16 protein-coding genes are annotated in these 19,683 nt (G+C 39.2%); 6 read left to right on the top strand and 10 right to left on the bottom strand.

Annotated elements, in window-relative coordinates:
- Positions 1–28: 28 nt before the first annotated feature.
- Complete coding sequence (locus DSM106972_RS17365; RefSeq protein WP_127081859.1) at positions 29–2,632, bottom strand: PAS domain-containing protein; 2,604 nt, start codon at positions 2,630–2,632, stop codon at positions 29–31.
- A gap of 183 nt (positions 2,633–2,815) precedes the next feature.
- The gene (locus DSM106972_RS55365) at positions 2,816–3,124 is read right to left on the bottom strand and encodes a hypothetical protein (protein ID WP_325052191.1); all 309 of its coding nucleotides are present in this window, start codon (positions 3,122–3,124) and stop codon (positions 2,816–2,818) included.
- 586 nt (positions 3,125–3,710) lie between these two features.
- Between DSM106972_RS55365 and DSM106972_RS17355 the strand changes: the two genes are divergently transcribed.
- Complete coding sequence (locus DSM106972_RS17355; RefSeq protein ID WP_127081858.1) at positions 3,711–4,670, top strand: aldo/keto reductase family protein; 960 nt, start codon at positions 3,711–3,713, stop codon at positions 4,668–4,670.
- A gap of 71 nt (positions 4,671–4,741) precedes the next feature.
- On the opposite strand, the gene DSM106972_RS17350 is transcribed toward DSM106972_RS17355, so the two are convergent.
- The 6 genes from DSM106972_RS17350 to DSM106972_RS17325 all read right to left on the bottom strand — a co-directional run bounded on the left by DSM106972_RS17350 (position 4,742) and on the right by DSM106972_RS17325 (position 10,523).
- Entirely contained in the window at positions 4,742–5,077 is a 336-nt protein-coding gene (locus DSM106972_RS17350) for a hypothetical protein (RefSeq protein ID WP_127081857.1), read from the bottom strand.
- Between the two features lie 319 nt (positions 5,078–5,396).
- Positions 5,397–6,254 carry a Uma2 family endonuclease gene (locus tag DSM106972_RS17345; protein ID WP_127081856.1) on the bottom strand — a complete coding sequence of 286 codons (858 nt, stop codon included), beginning with the start codon at positions 6,252–6,254 and terminating at the stop codon, positions 5,397–5,399.
- A gap of 111 nt (positions 6,255–6,365) precedes the next feature.
- Positions 6,366–7,937 carry a DHA2 family efflux MFS transporter permease subunit gene (locus tag DSM106972_RS17340; RefSeq protein ID WP_127081928.1) on the bottom strand — a complete coding sequence of 524 codons (1,572 nt, stop codon included), beginning with the start codon at positions 7,935–7,937 and terminating at the stop codon, positions 6,366–6,368.
- Positions 7,938–7,985: 48 nt separating this feature from the next.
- Positions 7,986–9,233, bottom strand: coding sequence for an MFS transporter (locus DSM106972_RS17335; RefSeq protein WP_127081855.1), 1,248 nt, complete (start codon positions 9,231–9,233; stop codon positions 7,986–7,988).
- Positions 9,234–9,541: 308 nt separating this feature from the next.
- Positions 9,542–10,009 (bottom strand): MarR family winged helix-turn-helix transcriptional regulator, encoded by a 468-nt coding sequence (locus DSM106972_RS17330; protein WP_127081854.1) that lies wholly within the window; start codon positions 10,007–10,009, stop codon positions 9,542–9,544.
- Between the two features lie 325 nt (positions 10,010–10,334).
- A complete protein-coding gene (locus DSM106972_RS17325) occupies positions 10,335–10,523 on the bottom strand; it encodes an NACHT C-terminal alpha/beta 1 domain-containing protein (RefSeq protein WP_127081853.1) in 189 nt (62 codons plus the stop codon).
- Positions 10,524–11,015: 492 nt separating this feature from the next.
- Here DSM106972_RS17325 and DSM106972_RS17320 point away from each other — a divergent pair, with 492 nt between their 5' ends.
- From DSM106972_RS17320 to DSM106972_RS17305, 4 genes are all read left to right on the top strand, one after another.
- A complete protein-coding gene (locus tag DSM106972_RS17320) occupies positions 11,016–13,388 on the top strand; it encodes a hybrid sensor histidine kinase/response regulator (RefSeq protein WP_127081852.1) in 2,373 nt (790 codons plus the stop codon).
- A gap of 299 nt (positions 13,389–13,687) precedes the next feature.
- A complete protein-coding gene (locus DSM106972_RS17315; protein ID WP_201800742.1) occupies positions 13,688–14,185 on the top strand; it encodes an alpha/beta hydrolase in 498 nt (165 codons plus the stop codon).
- Positions 14,186–14,446: 261 nt separating this feature from the next.
- Positions 14,447–15,088, top strand: coding sequence for an IS607 family transposase (locus tag DSM106972_RS17310; protein WP_127081851.1), 642 nt, complete (start codon positions 14,447–14,449; stop codon positions 15,086–15,088).
- Positions 15,054–16,271 (top strand): RNA-guided endonuclease InsQ/TnpB family protein, encoded by a 1,218-nt coding sequence (locus tag DSM106972_RS17305; protein ID WP_127081850.1) that lies wholly within the window; start codon positions 15,054–15,056, stop codon positions 16,269–16,271. Before DSM106972_RS17310 ends, DSM106972_RS17305 begins: the two co-directional genes overlap by 35 nt.
- 189 nt (positions 16,272–16,460) lie before the next feature.
- Here DSM106972_RS17305 and DSM106972_RS17300 read toward each other — a convergent pair whose 3' ends face one another.
- Together DSM106972_RS17300 and DSM106972_RS17295 are read right to left on the bottom strand one after the other, a co-directional pair.
- Entirely contained in the window at positions 16,461–16,781 is a 321-nt protein-coding gene (locus tag DSM106972_RS17300; RefSeq protein WP_127081849.1) for an MGMT family protein, read from the bottom strand.
- A gap of 83 nt (positions 16,782–16,864) precedes the next feature.
- Positions 16,865–18,100, bottom strand: coding sequence for a glycoside hydrolase family 10-like protein (locus DSM106972_RS17295; protein WP_127081848.1), 1,236 nt, complete (start codon positions 18,098–18,100; stop codon positions 16,865–16,867).
- Between the two features lie 222 nt (positions 18,101–18,322).
- Here DSM106972_RS17295 and DSM106972_RS17290 point away from each other — a divergent pair, with 222 nt between their 5' ends.
- Complete coding sequence (locus DSM106972_RS17290) at positions 18,323–19,555, top strand: bifunctional sterol desaturase/short chain dehydrogenase (protein WP_127081847.1); 1,233 nt, start codon at positions 18,323–18,325, stop codon at positions 19,553–19,555.
- Positions 19,556–19,683 lie beyond the last annotated feature (128 nt).

Genomic DNA, 19,683 nt, shown 5'->3' with positions numbered 1-19,683 from the left:
TGTTATATACTTTTTGGCTTATGTAATATCACGTTTCCTTAGCTAATGATAATGTAAAATAAAAGGTACTGCCTTCACCTAAAATACTTTCTGCCCAAATTTGACATCCATGTTGTTGGATAATACTGCGGCAAATGGCTAAACCCAAACCAGTTCCTCCCTTTTGACGAGAATCTGATGCATCGACTTGTTGAAACTGTCCAAATATCGTTTCTAGTTTATCAGGTGGAATGCCACGTCCTGTGTCTTTGACTGAAAAGAGGACATATTCTCCTTGCAGTTTTGCATCGACCCAAACTGTTGTTCCGGGTTCAGAAAATTTTACAGCATTACTTAACAAGTTTGTTATGATTTGGACGATGGCATCACAGGCAGCGTAAACTTCAACTTCTAGGGGAGTAACATTAAGGGTAATATTGTTTTGCTCGGCATCTCCCCGCATTAGTTCTACTGATTGCTGCATAATTGTTGCGGCATTGCAGCGTTCTTTAGTTAGTTCATATTTACCAGATTCTAAGCGCTCTAAGTCAAGGATATCACTAACAAGTCGCACTAAACGCGCAGCACTATCGGCGGCAACTTGTAACATTCGTTTAGCTTTTTCTGGCTTTTTGTCGTAAATGCCACTTTTAAGTAATTCCAAAGAACCACGTAGTGAAGTTAATGGTGTGCGAAGTTCATGGCTAACAATAGAAATAAATTGGTTTTTCATGATTGCTATTGCCCGACTTTCGGTAATGTCTTCTAATGTACCAACATGTCCCAGTAATTTTTCGTGACTATCAAAAACAGGAGCAGCTTGTACTTGACAGTAGCGAACAGAACCATCTTTCCGGACGTAGCGAATTTCGCTCTTTACATGTTTATACTTAGATACAGCATTTGTCCATTTCGCGATAACAGCAGCTTTATCTTCTAGATGTAAAAGGTTTAACCAACCATTTCCCAAGGTTTCTTCAAAAGTACAGTCACAAATATCGTGATAACGTGGATTTGTATAAGTGTATTCTCCATTTGCGTTGGTTCTAAAAATACCAACAGGAGAACTTTCGCTTAAAGACCGAAATTCTTGTTCGCTATGACGTAATGCTTCTTGGATATTTTTAATTGCGGTGATATCTTGAGTAACGACGAGAACAGATTCAACGCTACCATCGCGACCAAATTCTGGAACATAACGTGCCTGGTAGTATTTTTGTCCTTGAGGACTTTGATAGCGGTACTCAAGACGTCTTTCTTTGCCAGTTGCAAAAGTTTTGCGTAACTCAGCCTCAATACTAATATCAGTTTCAACAATTTTTATTTCCTCTCGATAAATTGTACCAATAATAGCCTGTGCTGGAATACCATGTTCCTTTTCGACGGCAGGGTTTATATAGAGATAGCGTAAATATTTATCAAAACGTGCAATTATATCTGGAGCATTTTCAACCAAGGCAATAAATTCTTGTTGACGTTGATAGAGAAGATTTTCTGCGCGTTTACGTTCGGTAATTTCAAACACAACGGTTCCAAGTCCGCTAACAGAACCATCTTCTAAAAATGTGGGAAAAAAGTTGATTAACCAATCTCGTGGTATACCAGGTTGACTAGCAGTTTCACCTTTAACTTCTAAGTTCAATATTGGTTGCCCTGTTGTTATTACTTGGTCAAAAAGTGAATCCACATTAGATGCTAACATTGATGGTAAGACATCGTATATCGTTTTACCTAAATGTTCATTAATCGCGGCGCCGTTAATATCAGCTAAAGCGTGGTTAACTGCTAAAAAACGTTTATGATGGTCGTGAATGCCTATACCAATACCAGCTGCTGCTGCTGCGTTTAAAAAATCGCTCAATATTTTTTCTTTGACAGTTAATTCAGCGGTTCGTTGTGCTACACGTTGTTCAAGTTCTGCTTTTGCTTGTTTTAGTTGTTCTTCTCTTTGCCGCAAGACATTTTCAGTTCGCTTACGCTCTATTAAGTCAATTTGTACTTGTTGAAACAAATTAGATTGTTGAATTGCAATTCCGACTTGTGTGGCTAGCTGTTGCAATAATTCGATTTCTGTATTTTGCCATAATCTCGGCGCCGTGCAGTGGTGAGCAATTAGTAATCCCCATAAATTATCAGCTTGTAAAATTGGAACTACAAGATTTGCACGGACTTGAAAGTTAGCTAGTAACTCTAGGTGACAAAAGTCAATATTAGCAGTATAAATATCAGATTTTGCTGCAACGAAACCCTGTTTAAAAGCTTCGACATTGGCGCCAAAACAAGAGTCATGAATTTGCTTATCTAATATAGATTTCCACTGTGGTGCTACAGATTCTACAACAACAGTTCCATTGCAGTTTTGATTAAACTCAAAAATTATTACACGATCAGTTTGAAGAAATTGCCGTACCTCTTCTACCGTGGTGTTAAGAATATCGTTTAATAAAAGTGATTTTTGAATGCGCTCTTGCATTTTTATTACCAAGCGCTGTTGTTCAAATTGCTGTTGGAGAGCAATTTCAGCTTGGTTCACTTGAGTAATATGATGATTTTGCCGTAAACAATTCACTTCCACTCTCAAAGCTTGTAATTCAGCAAGGAGTTCTTCTTTAGTTTTATCGCTGTCTAATTTGTGGCGAGCGTGGTTGTTCATGCACTTTTCTTATTTTCCTTTCCTCGTCACTAAATGCCTCAATATGCTGTGTGCTGTACAGTCTGGTTTCCGCTTCAGCACCCAAATTACTAAGATGATATTATAACTATTTTAGTACAAAAGTATTATCCACGAGTTGGAGACGGGCACCATAAGTAAATTGCTTTTTATTCAATGTGTTAATTATAGCGCCAAAAAGTAAATTGATGGTCTGTCGAAGTTAGTCTTGGAAAGATTATTGCCAGTACTTGTACCAAAGGGTATGAAATCAGGATTTAAAGCTTCTTCTAAATCTTCACCCTCAGTATAGTAAGAAGGACTATAGCTATTGATATACGTCAAACCAATTCTAGAATTATCGCTCGGACTAATAATTACTTGAGCCAAAGCAGCATAAACACCGTTAAATAAACCGTGCTTGGGTGTCGGTTTTCCAGCATTGTTTCCTAAACTCAAATAGCCCCAATTCAGTTCCAGATTATCATTAAACACGTGCCTTAATCCGGCGCTGGCGCCACCACTGTAATTGTCAATGGGGTTACGTAGGGCAAAAAGTGATACCGCTCCACTATCAAAGTTGGGATTTAATTGAGCTGAAGCATCAAGGTCAACAAAACCATTACCTGTTCCAGCGAGGTAAAAATTAGTGTTAGGACTAAGAGGAAAACGATAACGTAGTCAGGGCAAACGCATCTAAATTCTGTAAGCCTTACGTAGCGAGAGTTTCAGATTTTAGTTACAAAACTAAATAATGGCTAATAAAGATAATTTATATGTAAATTGTAAAACATTGTAAACTTTACAAAATATTTTAACCCTAGCGAATAAAACTGAGTCAATATTAAAAAAATCTAATTTTATATACCTTTAGATAGAGCAAGTAAATATCATTTATCCTTAAAACCAAAAGAAGTAGCAGTCGAATAATCTTTTTGATACTGAAATTATGCTAAAATCTAATGATACAAAAATTGATAAATCAGCTAACAGTCAGTATCCCATTCATGAGTTTGTTTTTTCTGGTAGTTGGAATCAAGCTTCATCATTAGTAGAACAATAAATTAAGTAGAAAAGTATTATGCAGTATAGACGACTTGGTAATAGTGATCTTAATGTTTCGGAAATCAGTTTAGGGTCATGGTTGACTTATGGGGGTGGTGTTGAGCGGCAACAGGCAGAAGCTTGCATTCACAAAGCCTTTGATGTTGGTATTAATTTTATTGATACTGCTAATGTATACGGTCGAGGCGCCGCAGAATCATTTTTGGGTGAAGTTTTACAGGGTATTGACCGCAAATCCTATGTACTAGCCACTAAAGTATATTTCCCCATGTCTCCTACTGACCAAGGATTATCTGGCGCCCAAATACATAAACAAATCGATGCATCATTACAAAGATTACGCACAGATTACGTAGATTTGTATCAGTGTCATCGCTATGACGCAAATACCCCGTTAGAAGAAACAATGGAAGCGTTGACCAATGTTGTAAGACAAGGTAAAGCTCGCTACATTGGGTTTAGTGAGTGGAATCCGTCACAGATTCAAGCGGCATTGAATATGAATAATGTGGAGCGATTTGTATCAAGTCAACCGCAGTACTCAATGTTATGGCGCAAACCTGAAGCTGAAGTATTTCCATTATGTGCAGCGAATGGTATTGGTCAAATAGTTTGGTCTCCACTTGCTCAAGGTGTTCTCACCGGAAAATATAAACCAGGAGAAGTTCCACCTCAAGATTCCCGCGCGGCAAATAGCCAAATGAATGCTTTTATGGGTGATATTACTAGTGAGCGCGTACTTAGTGCAGTTCAAAGTCTTAAGCCAATTGCTCAGGGTTTAAATATTTCGATGGCTCAACTTGCTTTGGCATGGGTGTTAAGAGATTCGCGCGTATCTTGTGCTATTATTGGCGCCAGTCGTCCTGAACAAGTTGCAGATAACGCGGTTGCATCAGGTGTAAAGTTGAACGATGATGTGTTGCGAAAAATTGACGAAGTGCTGGCGCCTGCCTTACTTCATGCAACAGCAGCTTGATTGGTTGTCTTGTGGGGTGGGCATCCTTGCCCGCCTCAAATAATGAGAGTTCAATTAAACACCCACTAAGTCTAAGTATTTACTCGATATATAGCACAAAGACGGCTAGGCTTAGATATTTTTGCCTTGAACATAAAATTGGGTGGCACATTAATAATAAAATGATTATCAGAATTATGATACTTTTCAAATTCCGCAGGCATTCCCTTGGGTGTAGCTGTGGTATAGGGAACTGGTTGGAATAATAGTTCTGTAAATTCGACGCGATTGCCATTTAATTTATCTGCAATTGCACTAGATATTTGACTCAAAAAGCTTTCATTTTTTAGTAGTTCAAATAATACTAGCTTTGCATCTGGTTCTAATGAAAAGCTGCTGTCAAAGTTATCAATAATTTTTAGCGTCATTGTAATCTTACATAAACAATATACTCATAAAATATTACAACAAACTCTCCAACTCATTTAGATACTTTTGATTGTTTCCGTAATTACCAGGCGCACGCTGTAGATAATAGTATCAAATTCAACCACACTCTCCGTAATAAATATTACTTTAATATTGCACCTTATAAGGGGATGTATATCATACAACCCCCTTTTTACTGTCAACCAAGCAAATTTAATGACATGAACTACTAGTGACATCTCCTACACCAACCTTGCGGTATGGAGTAGGCTTCATTGAGTCTTTTTCAAGATATCAATGATTTCCTTCCTAAATATGTTATTCAGGGGGCAAATTATTGGGGTCAATGCCTTGAGATAACAAATAAGCCATCAGTCGTTCTTTTTGCTGACGTTCCTGTTCGGCACGTAAACGTTCCTGTTCGGCACGCTGGCTTTCTTGTTCAGCACGTAAACGTTCCTGTTCGGCACGTTGGCTTTCTTGTTCGGCACGTAAACGTTCTTGTTCAGCACGCTGATTTTCGAGTTCAACTCGTTCAACAGCCCACAGTAATAAATTACCGTCTGCGTCCCACCAGCGTAACCAGTAACCTGTTCTCTGTTCTTTTGTTCCTTGCCAAGTTCCCAAAAATAGATTTAATGAGTCAATCCAATGGCGCCCATTTTCATCGGGTTGTTTTAGCTCATAGTGTCCATTTTCAAGTTGGTAAAATTCTAACAAACCCCCATCTTGGTCAAAAATCACATAAATAGGGACTTGTAAAATTTGTTCGTAAAAGAACCATTTACCTGGTGGGTGAGTTCGTTTAAAAGAATATTGTTCGTCATCTTTGTCTGATAAAAATTCCATTACAATCGCAGGAACATCACCTTCCAAGTTAGGTGTGTAGCTTTTGCGGTCGCTTAGAATCTCGTTAACTGATGGAACGTATAGCCAGTCAGGCGCCTTTATAACTAGTTGCCCGTTTACATTTGCACACAAAGCAAAGTTAGAGGCTATTAGCATCTGTGCTAAAATTAAACCATAAATTTCTAAACTCTCACGTAAGGCACCAGCCACAAGTGGGTGACCTGTACTCTCCACTGGTTCATCCTCCAACTGATAATCGTCGGGCAACGCTTCCCAAGTTATTACCAGTCCAGTTGAAGATTTGGCTTCACGAAGTTGGGTTGCCATAGGTAGTGTATATAAACTAGTTTTTATTATTCTAATCTTAATTGCAAATTTTACTTTATATTTATAAAACAGTTCGTATGCCTGTTCCACATTATTATTCCACATTGTGATTTAATGTGCGACGGCGCCACCTGTTGCTTTAACTTTTTTAAAGAATAAAATAGCAATACCGCTAACTAATAAAGCGATACCAATAAAATAGAAGCAGTCATTGAAAGCCATTACAAACGCTTCGCGACGAACTAGATTGTCGATGGCTTTGATTGCTTGGTCTTGGGCTGTACTTAAATCGGCGCCGCGACTAGTAAAATATTGTGTAAGTTGATTGATTCTTTCTTGGGTTTGTGAATCATATAATGAGATAGAATCACTAAGTCTATTTGAATGAAATTGTTCGCGGGTTGTTAATAAAGTTGCTAATGCGGCAATTCCAATTGAACCACCTAAGTTACGCATCATATTAAATAAACCACTCGCAGAACCTGCATCTTTTGGGGTTAAACCTGCTGTGGCAATTGAAGTTAATGGTACTATAATTAATGGTTGTCCCATTGCTCTAACTATCTGTAACCAGATTAATTGCTCGTACCCTGTTTGATAAGTTAAGCGCGCGTTCATAAAAGCGCTGACTGAAAATAAAGCAACTCCAAGCGCAACCATAAAGCGTACATCGATACGCTGCATGAGTTTGGGAAGAAATGGAATAATAAATAATTGTGGTACACCTGCCCAAATTAAGACTTGACCGATTTGTAGAGCATTATATTTCTGGATTTGAGCAAGATATAAAGATAATATATATATAGAACCGTATAAGCCAACGCCAAGAAAAAGATTAACGATACTTGCTAAACCAAAGTTTCTATTCTTCAATAATCGCAGGTTAATAAATGGTTGTTTGCGCGTTAACTCAATGACAAAAAATAATGCTAAGAATATAACAGCAACTATTGTTAAATATACAATCAACTGCGAACTAAACCAATCTTTACGACTACCTTCTTCTAAAACAATTTGTAAACAACCTAAACCAATTGCCATTGAAGCAATTCCAAACCAGTCACCTTGTTTTAATAATTCATACTGAGGTTTTTGCTGATAAATTCCATACCAAACCCCAGCAAGCATTAAGGCGCCAGGAAAGATATTAATATAAAAACTACAGTGCCAACTCAGATTTTCAGTTAACCAACCTCCTAAAGCTGGACTAATTGAAGGTGCAAATACGGCTGTTATCCCGAATGCTGCTAATCCAACAGATTGCTTAGAAGCTGGTAAAGTAGTTAGTACAACTGTCATGGCACTAGGTATTAACACACCTCCGGTAAGACCCTGCAAAGCGCGGAATAATATCATTGAATTTAAATCCCACGCAAAAGCACAGCATACAGAGAATAGTATAAATAAAGCTGTGTTAACTAATAAATATCTTCGCAATGTAAAAATGCGCGATAACCACCCAGTTAAAGGAATAACAACAATTGCGGCAACTAAATATGATGTGGAAATCCAAGAATGTTCGTCTAATGATGCTCCTAAACTAGCTTGTATTTCTTGTAGGGATGCGTAGGTAATTTGGATATCGAGTACTGCCATGAATGCTCCCAACATGCTCGCTAAGACACCTATCCAGGTTCGTAGGGGTACTTCGGAAGGGGAATTAGGTTTGCTTGCCACACTCATGTTTGCCACTGAAGGACTCCTTTTTATGAGACGCGATTAATCGCGTCTCTACATTGTTTTGATAATTCCTTTTTTTTCGTAGATAGGGATGACTAGGCGCCTGAGTGATGGTAACTGTTTGGCTAAGAATATTGAGGCTATAATACAAATAATACCGTCGATAACCAATGTAGTCGGCGCCCCAATTCGTTCTGCTAATGCTCCTCCTAATAAGTTACCAAATGGTGTCATTCCTAAAAAGGACATTGTAAATAAACTCATGACTCGACCCCGCTTGTCTTCATCTACAATTGTTTGTAGTACCGTATTACTAGAGGCAACTTGTAAAATTGTGCCGAGTCCAACGAATAACATTGTGAGCAATGATAGCGGTAAATGGCGAGAAATAGAAAATGCTATTAGTCCTAGTCCAAGAATACTTGCTGCTAAAACAATTACTTTACCTAGTCCAGCTACGGTTTTTCTTGTAGCTAAATATATACCACCTGCTAAGGCGCCTATTCCCGATGCAGCCATTAAAAAGCCTAGAGTTTCGGCGCCACCTCCAAGAATTTTCTCAGCATAAATAGGTACAAGCACGGTATATTGAATACCAAATAAACTAATTATGGCAGCATGTAATAATATAGTCCGAATAGGTGGAAAACCAAAGGCGTAAATAAAACCTTCTTTGATTCTTTGTATTGGGCTAACATCAGATTTGGGAATCCGTTTTTCTTGAATTCGCATTGCCAGTAACCCAATAATCACAGCAATGTAGCTAACACCATCTATCAAAAAGCAATAACCAGCACCAACGCGCGCCAATATTAAACCACCAATTGCAGGCCCTATCAAGCGGGCGCCGTTGAACATGGTGGAATTAACAGCAATAGCATTTGCTAAATCTTCCCGCTTTTCAATTAATTCGGGTACAAACGCTTGACGTGCGGGAGCATCAAAAGCATTAATAAAACCTTGAACCAAGCTCAAAGCAATTATTTGCCAAATTTGAATTGCTCCCGTCAATGCTAGTGCAGCTAATGCTAGCGACTGCAACATTGCTAAAACTTGAGTACCAATTAAAGTTTTGTGACGAGAAAATCTATCAGCAAATACACCACCAAAAGGTGATAGAAAAAAACTAGGTATCTGGCTTGTAAATGCGACGACTCCCAGCATTAAAGGGGAATCAGTCAGACTATAAACTAACCAAACAGTCGCAAGTTGAGTCATCCACGACCCAATCAGCGAGATACCTTGTCCGGTAAAAAATAAGCGGTAGTTACGTGAACGAAAAGCTGGTAATAGCACCATAGTTAAGTTGAAAGTGCTGAGTGCTGAGTGCTGAGTAAGAGGTAGGAGTTAGGAGTTGGGAGTTGGGAGTTGGGAGTTAGGAGTTGGGAGTTAGGAGTTATAAGTTATTTCCTCCACTCAGCACTCATTACTCAGCATTTATTACACTAAATACATTTTAATTTATCTAAAAACAAATATACGTCAATTCATTTCGTATACGTAATATTTTTACAAAAGACTTATAGGGTTTACATCACCCAATTAGTAGAAGTTACCGTATATACATTTCGGTTTAACAGCAGTCAATGGATTTACGCACAACCACACTAAGATAGATTAGCTATAGCTTTATTGAGGATTTGGGAAAACATTTCGCGCTCCGATGGAGAAATACCTTGCATGACTTGTTCGCGCAGTTCGACTCCAAGGGGAGGTAAAATCGTCTCAAACTCGCGTCCAGCGTCGGTTAGCCAAATGCGCCAAATGCGACGGTCTTTTGGGTCACGTTCGCGTCGCACTAAACCGCGCTCCTCCATCCGGTCGAGTACACCAGTTAAAGTCCCACCGACCTGCTGTAACTTATCACCAATACTAGAAGTCGGCAAACCATCCTCTTGCCATAAACAACATAAAACTAACCAGTGAAAAGGAGTAAGCCCATACGGCTCCAACTTTTCGGTAAACTTCCGCGTTAGTAATTGTGAAAGCAGCTTAATACGATAACCGAGACCATGCGGCGCCAGTACAGAAAGCCACGATGCAATTGCTTGCCCACTACCTGATGTCATTACCATGTGTGATTACTTAGCATACGTAATATCATCATAGCATAGTCTTCATTATTGAAGCGAAAGAGTATCTTCTGCTATCAATTTAGTACTAAATAATACATTCGCCTTGACAGGTAAATAAAATCTAATCCGTAAATTTGAAGACAGGAGATTGATGACATAGAATAAGTATTCCAATAACTGAAATTAAAAGCTTTGTATTAAACTTCATTTTTGTTATTATTTTAACTATTGTATTATCTATAGATATATCATTATCAGATATCTTCTAGCTAACTCTCGAATCGTAAGCAGACTTTGCAGTAATCAAACTCTGCTTATTCATTACTTATTCAATTTCGTCAATCCAACTTTGAATGACACTAAGTAAATTGTGCTGATTAGACGGAAAAGCTCTTAATGGCGCCTCTAAAGACTGGTCAGCGATAAAGGCAATATAAATTCCTAAAGTGATTTTTTCACTCAACTTCAAAGCAATGAGAAGAAAAAAGGGATAAAAGCTAGAGGCAAAGGTCATGGTTTGACTACTTTTACTGAAATACTTATGAGTGACTGGTAAAAAATATCTTTAAAAATTTAATTTTAATATATCCTGGTACCAAGCCAGATTTTTTTTTTAATTAATTTTGAGAAGTTGATATTCTCTTACTCTCCTCTCTTTGTGTACTCTGTGTCTCTGTGGTAAGTTAACCATTAAGACACATCTGGGACTTTGTGCCACAACCTCTTAAAATTAGCGATATAGACTAGTAGGACTTATATCAAAGAGTGAGATGAACATGTATCTCTTGTGGGATGAGCATCCCGGAGCGTCCCAGAAATTCTATAGAAATTATTTTTAGATTGACAGCTATAAGGCGCCAATGACTCGCTTAATTAATGCATTTTGCTTCTCGGTTTTGTCATCGAACGTCTGAAACTAACACACTTTTACAGAAATTAGCCAAACGCTTCCAATTTATGTAGTACATTAATAATTAATTTACCCGAGGTCAGACTAAGAGCATTTATGCTGACACAACGCCACTATACAATCCTCATTGTTGATGATTCGCAAGATAATCAGGAAATGTATCGGTGCTATCTAACGACCGATTCAGATATCGCTTATACGCTCTTGGAAGCAAAATCGACAAAGGATGCATTAACGCTGTGTCGTACTATGGTAACTGGAAGCGACCGAAGTACACTTGACGCAATTCTGTTAAAATCTAATCTTAGCGATGGAGATGGATTAGAAATTTTAACGACGCTTAAAGCACAACTAGAAGAAAGCTGTCCTCCTGTAATAATTATTGATGGTGATAATATTGCACTGGCAGTGAAAGCAATCAAAGAAGGCGCCGAAGATTATTTGGTTCATGCTCAAATTACACCTGAGCAGTTGCAGTTTGCAATAAAAAGCGCTATCGAGAATGGCGAACGGCGGAGGATACTGCACAACGAAGAACGCACGGCTGAACTAGAAGCAACGTTACAGAGTTACTACGACAACGCGCCGATGATGATGGGCGTAGTGGAGTTAACTGAGAATGATATTATTCACATTTATGATAACGGCGCCACCTGTCGCTTCTTTGGAACTGCACTTAATAGTACCACCGGGAAACTAGCGAGCGAGTTAGGAGTGGCGCCTGCTGTTATCCAAAAGTGGCTAGGTTACTATCGAGAATCTCAAGAAAGGCAAAAACCCGTGCAATTTGAGTATGTTCATAGCGATGGAAGCAAAAATTTACGTTCTTTATGGGTGACAGTATTTCCCATCGAGCCAGTCTTATTTGCGTCTCCCCGATTTTGCTATGTCGCAGAAGATATTACTGAACGTAAACTAACTGAGGAAGATTTACTACAAAGCAAGGCACAACTTCAACAACAACTAGCTGAGATTGAGTTAATTTACCAATCAGCTCCCATTGGACTAAATATAATCGACACCGACCTACGCTTTGTGCGAATTAACGAACGGTTGGCAGAAATCAATGGATTTTCTGTGGAAGAGCATATAGGTCGCACGGTACGAGAGTTACTGCCACATATAGCCTCAGAAACCGAACCTCTGTTACGGCGAGTATTGGCAGGGGAGTCACTTTTAAATGTGGAAATTGTTGGAGAAACTCCGGCTCAACCTGGTGTGCAACGCACTTGGTTAGAGCATTTTTTGCCGTTAAAGATTGGTGATAACATTATTGGCATTAATACAGTTTGCGAAGAAATTACCACTCGTAAGCAGCATGAAGCCGAGTTACGGCATTTGCTGCAAAAGCTGAACTTCCACGTCGAAAACTCTCCCCTAGCAGTAATTGAGTGGGATAGCAACTTGCGCGTCATGCGTTGGTCAAAAGAAGCTGAACGCATTTTCGGTTGGCAAGCTTCGGAAATAATGGGCAAGGGACTAGATGAATGGAACCTCGTTTTTAAGGAAGATGCCGGACGAGTGGCAAATATGGTAATGCGATTAATCAACGGCTTAGAACCACGAGTAGTAATGCATAACCGGAATTACGCTAAAGACGGGACGGTTATTGATTGTGAGTGGTATAACTCTGCTTTAATAGATGAGTCTGGTAAATTAGTTTCGGTACTGTCGCTAGTGCTGAACGTGAGCGAGCGTGTACGGTTATTATCAGACCGCGAGCGTGCTTTGCAACAAGAGCAAGTTGCGCGCGAGCAAGCAGAACGTGCTAACCGCGTTAAAGATGAATTTTTGGCCATTCTCTCCCACGAACTGCGTACTCCACTTAACCCCATCCTTGGTTGGATTAGATTATTGAAAGGCGGTAAGTTAAGCCCAGTAAAGGTGACTGAAGCCGTAGGCATTATTGAGCGCAATGCTAAATTACAGGTTAACCTAATTGAGGATTTGCTGGATGTATCCCGTATTCTTCGAGGTAAGCTCACCCTAAATGTTTCTACGGTTAATTTAGAATCCATAATAGAGGCAGCTATAGAAACAGTGCGTTTAGCGGCTCAAACTAAAGCAATTCAAATTCAAACGATACTTGAACCAAATATTGGGCAAGTTTTAGGTGATTCTACACGTTTACAACAAATTGTTTGGAATCTTCTCTCCAATGCTGTCAAATTTACTCCCCAAGGTGGGCAAGTAGAACTCAGACTTTTGAGCGTTAATTCCTATGCTCAAATCTCCGTCACTGACACGGGTAAAGGCATAAACTCCACATTTTTACCACACATATTTGAACACTTTCGTCAAGAGGATACCTCAATTACAAGAGAATTTGGCGGACTAGGGCTGGGACTAGCGATAGTTAGTAAATTAGTAGAACTGCATGGTGGCACTATCGAAGCTAATAGTCCAGGCTTAGGGCAGGGAGCTACTTTTATTGTTAAGCTGCCGTTAATAACTTCTAACTCAGAGTAGACTTAGACGCTATCTTTTGGCGCCGTTATTCCTGAACGTTCTAAATCAGTATTAAATCGCTGATTGTAATAATTATGTAATCATTAATACAGGATTTATATACATTTAAATTAAAGAGTATATTACTTAAGTCTGACTGCAAATACTCTTAAAGAATGAAGGTTTCGTTTCTATAACCCTAGATAATAAAGTCGTGCGTATGCTTTTATTTATTAATATCTTGATATTAAGTAAGTTGAGAAAAAATGATAAGAGACAAGCAACAATAAAATTATAACTTTGCATATGAAGAAGGACGGTTGTCAGTACGACCCTCGCAACCAAAAAAATTACCAGTATCGTATGGTTTACAACCTCTGGGAATGGATGCTGAACGTGACGCACTTCTTTACATACCCAAAAGCTACAAGCTTAACAAACCTGCGCCGTTAGTACTAATGCTACATGGTGCTGGTGGTGATGCATATTCCGGTTTGGCGCCATTTCTACAATTTGCAGATGCTGCTAGAATAGTTTTACTGGCAACTTCTTCACGCCAAAAAACCTGGGATATGCTTTACAGTGAGTATGGCGCCGATATCGCATTTATCGATGAAGCATTAGCACAAACATTTAACCGTGTAGCAATTGACCCCACACGTATTGCAGTTGAAGGCTTTTCTGATGGCGCCTCTTATGCACTTAGTATTGGTATTACAAATGGTGACTCGTTTAACCATATTATGGCATTTTCACCTGGATTTATGGCGCCAGCTTCACAGCATGGGCAACCGCGCATTTTTATCACTAAAGATTAAACAAGTTATAGTTTTGTGCATATTCTTATACTTACTCGTAACTATCACTGTGATTGTAGTTAAATTGGAAATACCGCTAGAGTCAGATTTTATCAATTTGAGCAACAAAAGCGCTCCGGAGGTAATTATGCGAGAAATGAGCTTTACAACGTTAACTGAAGAAGACCGGAAGAGTTAATCCTAGAAGTTACAAAACAAGGACATAGTAGTAAAAAGCAGTACATATCATAATATAGTGAGATGTAGTTAATTTTTATGGAAATGTCCAAATATGTACCACCAAGAGTGGCTGCTACCCAATTGGGAGTTTGCACCAAAACGCTCGAACGCTGGGAAAAAGAGGGAAAAATCAAAGCCTACCGAACTCAAGGGGGTCAAAGAAGATACGATGTCAATTCAGTTGTCGCTACTAGACCTATTGACAAACCCACCATCCTCTACGCTAGAGTTTCCAGCCATAGTCAAAAAGCTGACTTGCTTCGACAAATTGAGTTTCTTATCTCTCGTTACCCCAGTTGTGAAGTTGTCCGAGACATCGGCAGTGGACTCAACTTCAAAAGAAAAGGTTTACTTGCCTTACTGGAACGAATTTTGTCAGGCGATGTCGGAATGGTTGTCGTTGCCAACAAAGACAGACTTTGTAGATTCGGGTTCGACCTTATCTCATGGCTCGCAGACCGCAGCGGGTGTAAAATTTTGGTTCTCAACAACAACTTACTTAGCCCAGAGCGAGAGATGCTGGAAGATGTTCTTGCCATCATCCATGTCTTCTCTTGCAAATTATATGGACTCAGAAAATACAAGCAAAAAATTAAAGAAGACCCTGACTTACCGAGTTTATCCAAAGGGGAAAACAAAGAGAATTTGGATGCTGAGGATACATGCATACCGCAAAGTTTATAACAACGCAATTGCATATTTGAATAAGCATCAAGGTTTTGAATATTTTAATAAGGAGGGTAAGAAAACGGGAGGTAAAACAGCGTTTAGAAGTTTTTGTAAAACACTGGGAGAGGAAATCATTCCTGCTTGGTGTAAAGAATTAAAAGTTGCTCATGCTTTGGACAACGCATTGTTTGAAGCGTATACAGCATGGTCAAAAACCAAGCGGATGCCGAAATTCATTTTTCAGGGCAACAACAAAAAGCCTAATCCTCAAGGTGGATTAAAAATTGCTAAGTTCCGCAGTACACGCGACCAAAAACAAACAATTCAATTTGACCCAGGTAATTATGACGATGGTCATTTTATGTCTGTTGCGTCAAAAGGGTTGTCCAAGCCAGATTATTGGGGTCAAGATTATTGTCTGATTAATTTTGAGGGAGCGACTGAACTGACTTACAACAAGGGAAGATGGTATGTAAATTTTCCTGTTGATGTTGAAAGAGAACTAATAGATAAGGGACAAAAAATAATCGCTCTTGACCCAGGTTTACGTTGTTTTATGACTGGTTTTGATGGTAACAACTTTAAAGAGTTTGCGAGTGGGGATTTTGCTAGAATAGTTAAACTGTGCCAGCATTTAGACAAGTTAAAGTCAAAGCACGATAAATCCAAGGGAGGTAAATTTAAACGCTTTCGACATCAATTAAAAGCAGCAATGGAACGGGTAAGAACAAAGATTAAAAACCTTCGTACTGAAGTGCATAAACAAGTTGCTTCGTACCTTGCTCGCAACTACGACACAATCTATCTACCGACATTTGAAACCTCGCAAATGGTTGCTAAGAAAAAGCGCAAACTTAAAAGTAAGTCTGCGCGTGCCATGATGACTTGGGCTTTTTATGAATTTAGTCAAACGCTTCAACATCTCTGTAATCGTTACGGTTCGAGATTAGTTCGAGTGACTGAAGAGTACACATCGAAAACATGCACTTCGTGCGGGCAAGTCCATCACAAATTAGGTGGAAACAAAAAATTCAAATGCCCGAACTGTGGCTATGAAATTAAACGAGATTTTAATGGAGCCTTGGGGATTTTCCTTAAGGCGTTGTGGGATACCACCTTTATTCACGACTTGTTCGAGAATAATGTTGTATTCAGGCTGTCCGAGGATGTCTTAAATGTTCAAGGTTGTCTGGATTAAAAGTATCAGAAACGAGTATTTAGATAAAATCAATCATGCTCCTTACTTTACAATTGTAATGATAGGTATGGGAATAGTGTCGTTATTTACCATGTTTGTATTGCTAGGCGCCTTTTGAAATATGTCTGTAATATTACAATTTTAATTTTTGAAGCTCTCTTCTAAATGCTAGGAGAGAGTTTTATGTTTTTAGTATTGTAGTGTTGGTTGCCACAAGTGTTTACGCAAGTTGATTTTTCCTTTGGGACTAAATTCTACTCCTTCTTGTTCTAAAAGGACTTTTTGCGTGTGGTCTCCACCTTGACGCAGTGGGGAGTAAGATATTTCACCTTTGGCGTTTACTACTCGATGCCAAGGAATGTCAGATGATATGTCTACGCGGTAAAGTGCGTATCCGACTAAACGAGGTTTACCACAAAGGTTTGCTAGTTCTGCGACTTGCCCGTATGTGGCTACTTTTCCTTGGGGTATTTGTCGTACTACTTTATATATGTTTTCGTAACTCGACATTTGAGAATTTTGTTATTGGGTTAGGGTGTTGGGTTACGGCTGGCGCCTAACCCAACCTACAATTATCTCATCCGTTACATCCGTTACATCCGTTGCAAAGCTTTCCACCCGTTTAACAAATGTGGATACTTCATTGGTGTAGAAAACATACTTTGAAAACCAGCTTGACGCTGTTGCGTTGGTTCATTACTCATATTCCATAGGGTTTCGTAGAAAAAGAATGAAACTCCTGCAAATTTACGCGCGCGCACGTTTTGCACTTGGGTTTGAATTTGTTGCATTGGAACATATTTATTTTTCAAGCCGCTAATAATGCCAATGCTGACGGGGATATGGCTTCTTGCTGCTTTGACTTCTGGACGGTCTAATTCGCTGTTAAATACTTTTAAGTCATTGCGATATATCTGTATAATTAATTCTTCGATTAGTCCCATGCGTTCCCAACGTTGCCAGTCTGCGAGGAAGAAGTCATAAGAAAAGCGCTGTGGGTTTGGAGATACTGATACCAGGCAATTTTTGTTGGCTGCTTTTATGGCTGTAAATACCCGTTTCATATAGTTTGTAATTTTATTGGCACGCCAACGTAACCATTCTGGGTCTTGGGGATTTTTTGGAGGTAGTTTTCCGCGATTTTCTTTTTTATACAACGCTACTGTGTAGGAATCATAGCCTAGTTCGGCAGGTAATCCAAAATGGTCGTCAAATTGAATACCATCTACATCGTAGTTTTTAACTATTTCTACAATTAAATCCAACATAAATTGCTGGACATCTGGGCGAAATGGATTTAACCATACTCTCTCGTGTGTGCCTTCTTTGACAATTTTAGTACCGTCTCGACGACTAGTCAGCCATTGCGGGCGCCGTTTTGCTAGTTCTGAGTCAGCAGGCGCCATAAAGCCAAACTCAAACCAGGGTATTACCTTCAAACCTTTAGCATGTCCTAATTCTACGGCTTCTTTGAGCATATCGCGTCCTTGTAGTCCTGGTTCGGGGTCAAGGTTACGTCCAATGACTCTTTGGGCAACTTTACTTGGATATAATGTCCACCCCCAGTTCCATACGGTCGGATATACGATATTAAAATTTAATTCTTTGAGACGGTTTAGAGCATTATCTAAACGCTGTTTATTGAACAGGACGTTACTATCTATATTAGTTAGCCAAACTCCCCGTAACTCACTTGCTGGTGAGCGCGAAGGTATTTGTGCGGTAGTTGGTAAAGATACGAACATTGTTACCGCTAAACTCAAAGCCACCAGTGCAGCAAAGTAACGCTGTTTAATGGGGCGCCTCACACTCCACTTCAAATTTATCATTGTGTATTCGTGTAACTCTTTGAACGCATGATACAGGTATGACCACCAATTTTGCTGATAAGTTGCTTGCAACGGATAAAACGGATGCAACGGATAGATAAGTATGAAATAGTATACTTTTATTAAAAAATAATTTAGTCTTCTCTAAAACTCGATTTTTGACCGTTGTTGATGGATTATTAAGAATGATTAAGAAAAAAAAAGAGATATACTTAGCACGATATGGAGATTTTAACTCGTTTGGACGTAATAGAAGCAATTCAGGAAAACTGGGCACCTGTAGTAGTCACTTGCATTCAATTTACAATTTGGGCTTTGCTATCGCTGTTGCTTGCTGAGGTGTTGAGAGACAGCTATCACGCTTTGTGCCACCAAGTTAGTTGGTTAGCGAAATGGCATAACAAGCACCATATGGCGTATAAACGAGATTTTTCGGTGGTTTCGCTCAAAGCTTATCAAGATTCGCAGTTATACCATGATATTTTAGAATCGGGTTTACTTGTGGCAGTCGTTACACCACTTGCTTTTGTTGTGCATCAAGCGGGGTTTTGGTTGGGAGTCGTTTATGCTTGGGGTTTTCTGTATGGTGCGGGTTTAAGGTATTTTCAGGGAAGTATTGAGACTGACTATACACATTTACCTGGACCATTGGAAGAAGTTCCTTCTGTATGGCTGGTAAATAGAACCTACCACTGGCGCCATCATTTTGATAATGTAAATGCATACTATAGTGGTGTTTTTCCTCTGGTGGATAAAGTGCTTGGAACAGGATTATCGCTTCAAGGTAAAACAGTAGCTATAACTGGAGCATCTGGTGCTTTAGGACAAGCGTTAACAGCAGAGCTTGTACTGCACAGAGCTAAGGTTGTTGCTCTCACAACTCGTCCAGACCAAATATCGCTTCCGGGGATAAAAGTACTTACCTGGCAGATGGGTGACGAAGCTGCACTTAAAGACAGTTTACAGAAAGTCGATATTTTAATTATCAACCACGGAATTAACGTATATGGCGCCCGCACAACAGAAGCAATAAATTCTTCTTATGAAGTAAATACTTTTAGTGCGTTGCGGTTAATGGATATATTTATGACTACTATAACTGGGGTTTCGGACAAAGCCACAAAGGAAATTTGGGTTAACACCTCCGAAGCAGAAGTATCTCCAGCACTTAGTCCGCTTTACGAACTTAGCAAACGTGCTCTAGGAGAAATTATCACCCTCAAACGCTTAGATAAGGTTTGCACCATACGCAAATTAATTCTTGGCCCGTTTAAAAGCCAGCTTAATCCTTATGGTGTTATGTCGGCGCCTTTTGTAGCTAAAGGAATATTATTTTTAGCAAAGCGAGATTTTCGTAACATCATCGTCACCGTCAACCCTTTGACCTATATATTGTTTCCCATCAAGGAATTTAGCACATTTTTGTACTACCTCCTTTTTAGTAAACAGTTGTAAAGACGTGACATGTCACGTCTCTACATTAAATGTGGGGTCAACCACCCCACCCTCGATTTGAAAACCGTGAATAAAATCGATTCAAGGTTATCCCAATAGATGTCAACAAAATTACTCAATAACCTGCT

This window comes from Dulcicalothrix desertica PCC 7102, assembly GCF_003991905.1.
GTDB lineage: Bacteria > Cyanobacteriota > Cyanobacteriia > Cyanobacteriales > Nostocaceae > Dulcicalothrix > Dulcicalothrix desertica.
Note: the sequence above shows the minus strand (reverse complement) of the source record. Positions and strands in the feature narration are given on the sequence as shown.